At 69.6% G+C, this 8,187-nt stretch carries 9 protein-coding genes; 5 read left to right on the top strand and 4 right to left on the bottom strand.

Annotated features, from left to right (window positions below):
* From GORHZ_RS23325 to GORHZ_RS23315, 3 genes are all read left to right on the top strand, one after another.
* The coding region (locus GORHZ_RS23325) for an SdpI family protein (RefSeq protein ID WP_006337493.1) at positions 1-414 on the top strand (414 nt) is incomplete at its 5' end.
* A 6-nt stretch (positions 415-420) separates the two neighbouring features.
* Positions 421-1,431 carry a bile acid:sodium symporter family protein gene (locus GORHZ_RS23320; RefSeq protein WP_006337491.1) on the top strand — a complete coding sequence of 337 codons (1,011 nt, stop codon included), beginning with the start codon at positions 421-423 and terminating at the stop codon, positions 1,429-1,431.
* Positions 1,432-1,486: 55 nt separating this feature from the next.
* The gene (locus GORHZ_RS23315; RefSeq protein ID WP_006337489.1) at positions 1,487-2,152 is read left to right on the top strand and encodes a helix-turn-helix domain-containing protein; all 666 of its coding nucleotides are present in this window, start codon (positions 1,487-1,489) and stop codon (positions 2,150-2,152) included.
* A 32-nt stretch (positions 2,153-2,184) separates the two neighbouring features.
* Here the strand turns inward: GORHZ_RS23315 and GORHZ_RS23310 are convergent, their stop codons facing one another.
* On the bottom strand, positions 2,185-2,832 hold the full coding sequence (locus tag GORHZ_RS23310) for a YqgE/AlgH family protein (RefSeq protein ID WP_006337487.1): 648 nt from the start codon (positions 2,830-2,832) through the stop codon (positions 2,185-2,187).
* 48 nt (positions 2,833-2,880) lie between these two features.
* Between GORHZ_RS23310 and GORHZ_RS23305 the strand changes: the two genes are divergently transcribed.
* Positions 2,881-4,215 carry an MFS transporter gene (locus tag GORHZ_RS23305; protein WP_006337485.1) on the top strand — a complete coding sequence of 445 codons (1,335 nt, stop codon included), beginning with the start codon at positions 2,881-2,883 and terminating at the stop codon, positions 4,213-4,215.
* Here the strand turns inward: GORHZ_RS23305 and GORHZ_RS23300 are convergent.
* Complete coding sequence (locus tag GORHZ_RS23300) at positions 4,175-4,813, bottom strand: hypothetical protein (protein ID WP_006337483.1); 639 nt, start codon at positions 4,811-4,813, stop codon at positions 4,175-4,177. The genes GORHZ_RS23305 and GORHZ_RS23300 overlap by 41 nt on opposite strands.
* Before the next feature lie 105 nt (positions 4,814-4,918).
* On the opposite strand from GORHZ_RS23300, the gene GORHZ_RS23295 reads away from it, so the two are divergent.
* A complete protein-coding gene (locus GORHZ_RS23295; protein ID WP_006337481.1) occupies positions 4,919-6,010 on the top strand; it encodes an aminotransferase class V-fold PLP-dependent enzyme in 1,092 nt (363 codons plus the stop codon).
* Between the two features lie 13 nt (positions 6,011-6,023).
* Here the strand turns inward: GORHZ_RS23295 and GORHZ_RS23290 are convergent, their stop codons facing one another.
* Positions 6,024-7,583 (bottom strand): glycerol-3-phosphate dehydrogenase/oxidase, encoded by a 1,560-nt coding sequence (locus GORHZ_RS23290; RefSeq protein WP_006337479.1) that lies wholly within the window; start codon positions 7,581-7,583, stop codon positions 6,024-6,026.
* Positions 7,583-8,185 carry a TetR/AcrR family transcriptional regulator gene (locus GORHZ_RS23285; RefSeq protein ID WP_040533152.1) on the bottom strand — a complete coding sequence of 201 codons (603 nt, stop codon included), beginning with the start codon at positions 8,183-8,185 and terminating at the stop codon, positions 7,583-7,585. Before GORHZ_RS23285 ends, GORHZ_RS23290 begins: the two co-directional genes overlap by 1 nt.
* Positions 8,186-8,187: the final 2 nt, after the last annotated feature.

Genomic DNA, 8,187 nt, shown 5'->3' with positions numbered 1-8,187 from the left:
CGTCTCGGTGTCCGCACCGACGAGACGATGCGCTCCGAGGAGGCGTTCGGCGTGGCCAACCGCGTCGCCGGCCCCGGCATGCTGGGTGCCGCCGGCATCCTCGTCCTGAGCGGCGTCCTCACCCTCGGCGTCGACGGCGCCTGGTCGGTCGTGTTCGCCGTCGTGGGTCTGCTCGTCGCGTTGGTCGTCGTCGGCATGGTCAGCGGCATGGCCGTGCGAGCCGCGGCGGCCGTCCCGGCCGACGACGCCGGATGTGGCTGTTGCTCGGGCAGCGCCCACGAGGCAGCGACCGAGGCGCCCAGCCCCGATACCGCCGATCCCGCCGACGACTGCGGCAGCTCCAGTTGCGGCGCATGCTCGCTGCGCGGGGTGTGCAGCAGCGAGACGGCCGGCAGCGAGTCGGCACAGCCCTGAGCGCCGGTGCCCAACCCACTCGCAGTCGCCCGTGACCTGCTGAACCGCTCCCCCGTCGACGGCTTCATCCTGGCCATTCTGGCCGCGGTCATCATCGCCGCGTTCCTTCCCGCCCGCGGCACCGCCGCCGACCTGCTGGACTGGGTGGTCACCGTCGCGATCGCCGCGCTGTTCTTCCTCTACGGCACCCGGCTACATCCACGCGAGGCCCTCGAGGGGCTCAAACACTGGCGCCTGCACACGACGATCCTGACGTTCACCTTCGTCGTCTTCCCGATCCTCGGGCTGGCCATCCGCCCGGTCGTCGAACCCATCGTCGGCGAAGATCTCTACAACGGGTTGCTGTACCTGTGCCTCGTGCCCTCGACGGTGCAGTCGTCCATCGCGTTCACCTCGATCGCCCGCGGCAATGTGCCCGGCGCGATCGTCAGCGCGTCGGCCTCCAACATCATCGGCGTGTTCCTGACCCCCCTACTGGTGGTGGCGCTGATGACCACGACCAGCGGTGTCCAGATCGACGGCACCTCGGTGCTCAAGATCGTCGCTCAGATCCTGGTGCCGTTCATCGTCGGTCAGCTCGCCCGCCCCTGGGTGGGCGGATTCTTCGGCCGTCATGCCAAGGTCACCAAACTGGCCGACCGCGGCTCGATCGTGCTCGTCGTCTACTCGGCGTTCAGTGAGGGCGTGCGCGAGGGCATCTGGTCGGTCGTGGACGCCGGCCAGATCATCGCCGTCGCGGTGATCTCACTGATCCTGGTGTCGGTGATGCTGGTGGTGACCCGTTGGGTGCCGCGACGTCTCGGGTTCGATCGCGGCGACACCATCGCGATCCAGTTCTGCGGGACCAAGAAGAGCCTCGCCACCGGCCTGCCGATGGCGACGGTCCTGTTCGCCGGCTCGACCGTCGGTCTCATCGTGCTGCCACTGATGATCTTCCATCAGATCCAGCTGATCCTGTGCTCGTGGTTGGCGACCCGATACGGGCGGGAAGCGGAGACAGCCGCCGCGCACGCGTGATCCGTCCGCAACAATTCGTCCACTGCGAGTAAACAATGTTCGCTAGAATGCGGACATGGCAGCCGATCTGACGAAGACCGTCCGCGACACCGGCGACCCGGCACCCGTGCAGCGGGAGGTGGCCGCGGACGCTCCGACGGGTAATGACCTCGAGGCCGCGATCGCGCATCAGGTCCGCCTGTTGCGCCGCAACGCGGGCATGTCGGTCGCCGACATGGCAGCCAAGGTCGGCATCTCCAAGGCGATGCTGTCGAAGATCGAGAACGCGCAGACCTCGTGCAGCCTGTCCACCCTGGCCAGGCTCGCCGCCGGTCTCGACGTCCCGGTGACCTCGCTGTTCCGCGACGCCGACGTGGCGCGCGAGGCGGTCTACACCGAGTCCGGCCGGGGTGCGGTCATCGTCGGGCGCGGCACCCGGATCGGACACCACTACGAAATGCTGGGTGGGCTGCGGGGACAACACAAGCGGCTCGAACCGGTGCTGGTGACCCTCACCGACGACAGCGAGGTGTTTCCACGTTTTCAACACCCCGGCACCGAACTGCTCTACATGCTCGAGGGCGAGATGGTCTACGGCCACGGCACCGCCGAGTACACCCTGCGCCCGGGCGACGCCCTGCTGCTCGACGGTGAGGGCATCCACGGACCGCACGATCTGGTGCGGCTACCGATCCGGTTTCTCGCGGTGACCGCCTACCCGGACAATCACACCAGCGAATGACACCGGTCGACGCGAGCGGCCTCAGCTGAAACTTAGTTCCGGCTGAGATCGATCGGATGAGTGGCGACCAACGGCAACGGCCACGGCTGTCGGCGCAGCACGCCGGCCCACAGGTCGGCCGCGGGTGGGGCGAGCAGATCCCGGGCCAACGCCGACGCCAGCATCCAGCTGTTCTGCTCGAGTTCGCCTTCGAGTTGTCCGATGCCCCAGCCCGCATAGCCGGCGAAGATACGCACGCCGTCGAGGACCTCGGTCAGGTCCGCCGGATCTGCGTCGAGGTCGACGAGCACCACCCGGCCGTCGATCGGCCGCAGGGCCTCGTACCCGTCGATGTTCGCGCCGTGCTTGACCACGCCCAGGCATAGCGCGGCATCCTGTTTCACCGGACCGCCGACGAACAGTGCGCGCGGTGACGCCGCGATTTCGGTCCACTGCGGCAACAGGTTGTGCACGGCGGTCTGACTCATCCGGTTGATGACCACACCGAGGCTCCCGGCCTCGTTGTGTTCCATCATGTAGATCACCGTGCGGGCGAATGTGGGCTCGATCAGATCGGTCGACGCCAGCAGCAGCGTGCCCGGCCGAACCCGTCCCGCGCGCGAGACATCGGGTCCCGCGTCACGCGCACCCTCCGAATAGAACTCGGGGGTCGGGTCCTCTGATTCGTCGCCGCCGGCCACCTCACCATCATGGCATGATCCGCCCGTCGGGGTCGCTAGTCTGAATCAGTGACGTCCGCCCCTCCGCACGACTCCCGCGGTGTGCGGGGGTTCATCAACTCGCTCGGCCACTCCCCTGGTCTCGGGCGGTTGCTTGCCGTGCGGCTCACCAGCCAGATCACCGACGGCGTGTTCCAGGCCGCGCTGTTCGGCGCGATTCTGTTCAACCCGGAACGCCACTCCGATCCGCTCGCCGTCGCCGGGGGTCTCGCGGTCCTGCTGTTGCCCTACTCGCTGATCGGGCCGTTCGCCGGTGCGCTGCTCGATCACTGGGACCGGCGCAATGTCCTGATGTACGCCAACATCCTGCGGGCCGTGATGATCGGACTGGTCTCGATCTCGATCGCGACGGGGGCCAGTGACACCGTCGTCCTGATCGGCGCCCTGGCGGTCACCGGGGCGAGCCGGTTCGTCGCCTCGGGTCTGTCCGCGGGTCTGCCGCACGTCGCGCACCACGATGTGATCGTCGCGACCAACGCACTGTTCACCACCCTCGGTGCGGGCATGCTCGCGGTCGGTGCCGGGATCGTCGCACTGTTGCGTCTGCTGTTCGGTCCCGACAACACCGGCAGCGCGACGACGACGCTCGCCGGTGTGGCGATCGCCCTCGTCTCGGCCGCCATCGCGCATGGCTTCGCCCGCCTGGAACTGGGACCCGACGAACCCGACGATCCGGGGCGGTCCGCGCTGCACGCCGTGTCGGTCGGCCTGCTGCACGGTGCCCGTGCGGTGGTGCGCTCGCGCACCGTGTCCGCTGCGCTCTCGGCGATCGGTGCCCACCGACTCGTGTTCGGCATGAACACCCTGATGCTGCTGGTGATGAGCAAACACGCCGGCGGCGGCGACGGACTTCTCGGCGTGGGTGTGGTGGCCGGGTTCACCGCCGGCGGGGCGTTCCTCGCGGCGGTGGTCACCCCCTACTCGGTCGAACGGTTCGGGCGCCGGCGCACGCTGTGCATCGCGCTCGCCGTGGGGGCGGTCGCCGAGATCTCGCTGCTGACCTTCCACGCCGTGGTCATCTGCATCGCCGCCTTCGCCCTCGGCCTGATCGGGCAGATCGCGAAGCTGTGCGGCGACTTCAGCATGCAGGTCGACACCAGCGACATGGTGCGCGGCCAGGTGTTCTCCGTGCAGGACGCGGTCTTCAACATCGCCTACGTCGCCTCGGTGACCCTCGCGGCGTTCGCGATCCCGGTCGACGGGAAGTCGGTGGGACTGCCGATTCTGGGGATGGTGCTCTACCTCATCGGCGCCACGGTGGTCCGGGTCCTCCACCCGCCGCATCACCCCGGTCACCACCACGTCACCGATCCCCGAATCGGGGCGAACGGTCATCCAGGCTGACGTCGGCGCGGCCGTCCCCGTCCTCGTCCACGAGGACCCGGTCGAAGCGACCGTCGCCGTCCTCGTCGATGTAGAGCCGCTCGGCGACGGGGATGCCGGCGCAGCGTGAACCGACCAGCTCCACGTCGACACGGCCGTCGCCGTCGAGGTCCTCGGCGCGCAACACCCCGTCGGCATCGTCGGGTTCGGTGCCTGGCGCCGGCAACTTGACCCGGCCCGGATCGGGCGGTGGGTCCGGGTCCGTCGGTGGCTCTCGGTCGGGCGGTGGTTCTCGGTCCGGATCCTCCGGCACGACCGCGATGCCCGGCGTTGGCCGGAGCGTTCCGGGATCGGCGACCAGCTGACCCCACACCCCCGTACCCGCATCCCGATAGAACGTGTCGGGCAGATCATCGTCGTCGGTGTCGAGGGCGGCGACGTCGGCGGTGCCGTCACCGTCGCTGTCCCACATCGCGTCGTCGCGGCGACCGTCGCCGTCGAAATCCAGCATCACCGCATCGGCGTTCCCGTCCCCGTCGAGATCGGCGTCCGCCACGGACACCCACGTCGTCATGTGTCCATCGCCGAGCCCGAAGAGGTAGTCGATGCCCGCGTCCATAGGAGATTCGACGCAGCGCGGCCTGCCCCGGTTCCGCCCGGCGGCGACACACCACGCTTGCACCCGACAAGCTCTCGGTCGGTCACGGCCGGTAGGTTCAGTCCCATGTACGTGAGCGAACTGGGTGAACAGTTCCACCGCGCTCGTCTGCGCCCGGACATCGTGCATCTCGACTCGGCGGCCGCAGGCCGGTCGTCCAACGCGGTCATCGGGGTGATCTCGGCCCATCTGTGGCGCGAATCCGAACGCGGTTCCTACATCGCCGCCGAGGACCGGGCCGAGGAGATCGCGCGTGACAAGCGTGATCTCGCGTCGTTGATCGGCCACACCGCCGATGAACTCGCCTTCCGGGAAAGCGCCCGCGCCGCGCTGCGCGCACTGCTCACCTACTGGAATCTGCCCATCTCCACGACCGTGTGGGTGGCGAAGAACGAGTTCGGCCCCAATCTCGTCGAGTTCGAGCGTCGCGGTTATGCGGTCCGCCCGCTGCCCGACGCCGACATCGACGGGCACGTCGACACCGACGCGCTGGAGAACATGCTGCAGTTCGAGCAGCCCGACTTCATCCACATCTGTCACATCGGATCCGCGTCCGGCGTCGTCCAGCCGGTCACCCGCATCGTCGAGGTCGCACACGCCGCCGGAGTGCCGGTGGTGGTCGACATGGCGCAATCCGCGGGCCAGGTCCCCACCGTCACCGGGGCCGACATCGTCTACGGGACCAGCCGCAAATGGCTCACCGGCCCACGCGGGGTCGGATTCCTCGCGATCCGCTCGGATGCGTTGCGCCCGGTCGAGGTGGAGAGCTCGGAGGCCTTCGTCGCCGGCCGCCTCGGCCTCGGTGTCGCGGTGTCCGAGGTCCTCGCGATCGGCCAGCAGCGGGTGTTCCGCGAACTCGCGGCAATCGGCCGGCACACGCGCGAACGGCTCGACGGCATCGGCAGCTGGGAGGTGCTCGAACGCCCCGAGGAACCGTCAGCGATCACCACCCTCGCGCCGCCGCCGGGATGGCAGCCGTCGGATGTGGCCGCCGCGCGTGACAAGCTGCGTTCGCTGGGCATCCTCGTCACCTGCGCCGACTCCTGGCGTGCCCCGCTGGCCACCGAGCAGTCGGTGTTGCGGATCAGTCCGCACCTCGACGTCGAACGCAAGGATCTCGATCGGCTCGCCGACGCGCTCCGGACGATGGGTTATTGATCAGCCGGACCGATCAGTCGAGCGCATCCAGCGCGGCGTCGACGATCTCGGTGACCGCACCGCGCGCCAGGTCGGCGTCGGCGTCGACGAGACCGATCCGCGTGCGCCGGTGCACGACGTCGTCGACCGTGATCGCCCCTTCGTGCGTGACGGCGTACTCGACCTCGGCACGGGTCACGTCAAGGCCCCCGGCGATCGCGGCCAGCGGACGGTCCACCGTCGCCGAGGCCACCACCTTCGACGCCTCCGACCCGAACCGCGCGACCATCGACGCCGGTAACGTCCGGTCCGCCGGCACGGCCGCGGCGCCGATGAGCGGGGTGGTCGTGGTGACGCACCGACCCGCGCGCAGACCACTCGCGGCGATCGCGGCGTCGACGGCGTCCTCCGCCATCCGCCGGTACGTGGTGAGCTTCCCGCCGATCACCCCGACCAGCGTGCCGTCGGAGACGTGCACCCGGTGTCGCCGGGACACGTCGGCGAGGTCGGCGGTGCCCGCGCCCCGGCCCCCGCTCCGGCCGACGTGTCGTCCGGAGTCGATGAGCGGGCGCAGCCCGGCGAAGCTCCCGATGACGTCGGCACGCGTCACCGGCTGTTCGAGGGCCCGGTTGATCGCCCCGATCAGGAAGTCGATCTCGGCGTCGTCGGGTTCCGGGACGTCGGGGATCGGGCCCGGGGCATCCACATCCGTCAGACCCACATAGACCCGGTCGAGCTGTTCGGGCAGGGCAAACACGAACCGCGACACCGACCCCGCGACCGGCACCGTCAGCGCACCGGTCGGGTGGCCGAACGTGGCCGCGTCGAAGACCAGGTGGGTGCCGCGGCTCGGCCGCACCCGAAGACTCGGATCGAGGTCGCCGGCCCACACGCCGGTCGCATTGACGACGGCACGCGCGGTCACATCGAAACTCTCACCGGTGCGGGTGTCGGTCAGTCGCGCACCGGTTCCGGTGACCTGCTCGGCGCGGGTATAGGTGGCGATCGTCGCGCCGAATGCGGCGGCAGTGCGGGCGACTGCGACGACGAGCCGCGCATCGTCGACGAGTTGCCCATCGGTGCCGACGATGCTGCCGCGCAGACCGGTCCGCCGGACCGCCGGACACAGCTCGAGCGTGTCGTCGACGCCCAACCGGACCGGTGGAGCCAGCACCGTCGACGAGGTGCCGGCGGTGCGTCGCAGCAGGTCACCCGCCCGCAGGCCGGCCCGCACCATCGTCGACGACACGCGGGCCCCGTGGTCGGGGATCACCTGCGGTACGGGCCGGATCAGGTGCGGCGCGATGACGGTCATCAGGTGATGGCGTTCCACCGCGCTCTCGCGGGCGATCGCGAGATGCCCGCCGACGAGGTAGCGCAGCCCGCCGTGCACGAGTTTGCTGCTCCATCGCGACGTGCCGAACGCCAGATCGTGGGCTTCAACGAGCGCCACCCGCAGACCTCGGGTGGCGGCGTCGAGCGCCACGCCGGCCCCGGTGATCCCGCCCCCGACGACGAGCACGTCGATCGGATCGTCGGGGTCGGCGAGTCGCGTCAGTGCGTCGCGCCGGCTGCGGGCGTCGAGGGCGACCATCAGGATGCCGGCGGCAGGGTGTCGGGTGGTCGCAGGTACGACGTGAGCGCCTGATGCAGTTCGATGCTCCACTCGTCGCCGAGGATCGATTCGACGAGTGCACGTGACTGCACGGCCGCCTGAGCGATGAGCAGCACCATCGACGCCATCTTCTTCGGATCGCCGTCGCGGACCTCGCCACGGTCCTGACCGCGGGCCACGATGTCGGTGAGAATGTCCAGGACGCCGAGCTGGCTGGTCCCGAGCCGGTCGAACACGTACGGCATCATGAACTCGCGCTGCTCCCGCCAGAGGGCGGCGACGAGTTCGTCATCGCGCAGCGCCGCGGCCACCCGTACCACCTGATCCATCGCCGCATCCAGATCCGCGGTCCGCAGCGGCGTGGTCTCGGTGACCGCGGCGACGATGCCCAACACCTCGCGCGTCAGCAGGGTACGAATGATCTGCGCCATGTCCGGGAAGCGCCGGTAGACGGTGGGCCGGCTGACGCCGGCCTCACGCGCGACCTCGGCGAGGGTCACCTTGCGGCCGCCGTTGCGCAGCAGGCACCGACGAGCCGCGTCGAGCACCTGGTCACCCACATCTTCTTTACAGATTGGCATGG

Origin of the sequence: Gordonia rhizosphera NBRC 16068 (assembly GCF_000298195.1) — a bacterium.
GTDB classification, from domain to species: Bacteria; Actinomycetota; Actinomycetes; order Mycobacteriales; family Mycobacteriaceae; genus Gordonia; species Gordonia rhizosphera.
This window is presented reverse-complemented; position numbering and strand designations above follow the sequence as displayed.

Excerpts from the sequence above, each read along its gene's own strand:
- GORHZ_RS23290 (WP_006337479.1), bottom strand. The coding sequence starts at position 7,583 with ATGGTCGCCCTCGACGCCCGCAGCCGGCGCGACGCACTGACGCGACTC.
- GORHZ_RS23300 (WP_006337483.1), bottom strand. The coding sequence starts at position 4,813 with ATGGACGCGGGCATCGACTACCTCTTCGGGCTCGGCGATGGACACATG.
- GORHZ_RS23295 (WP_006337481.1), top strand. The coding sequence starts at position 4,919 with ATGTACGTGAGCGAACTGGGTGAACAGTTCCACCGCGCTCGTCTGCGC.
- GORHZ_RS23285 (WP_040533152.1), bottom strand. The coding sequence starts at position 8,185 with ATGCCAATCTGTAAAGAAGATGTGGGTGACCAGGTGCTCGACGCGGCT.
- GORHZ_RS23315 (WP_006337489.1), top strand. The coding sequence starts at position 1,487 with ATGGCAGCCGATCTGACGAAGACCGTCCGCGACACCGGCGACCCGGCA.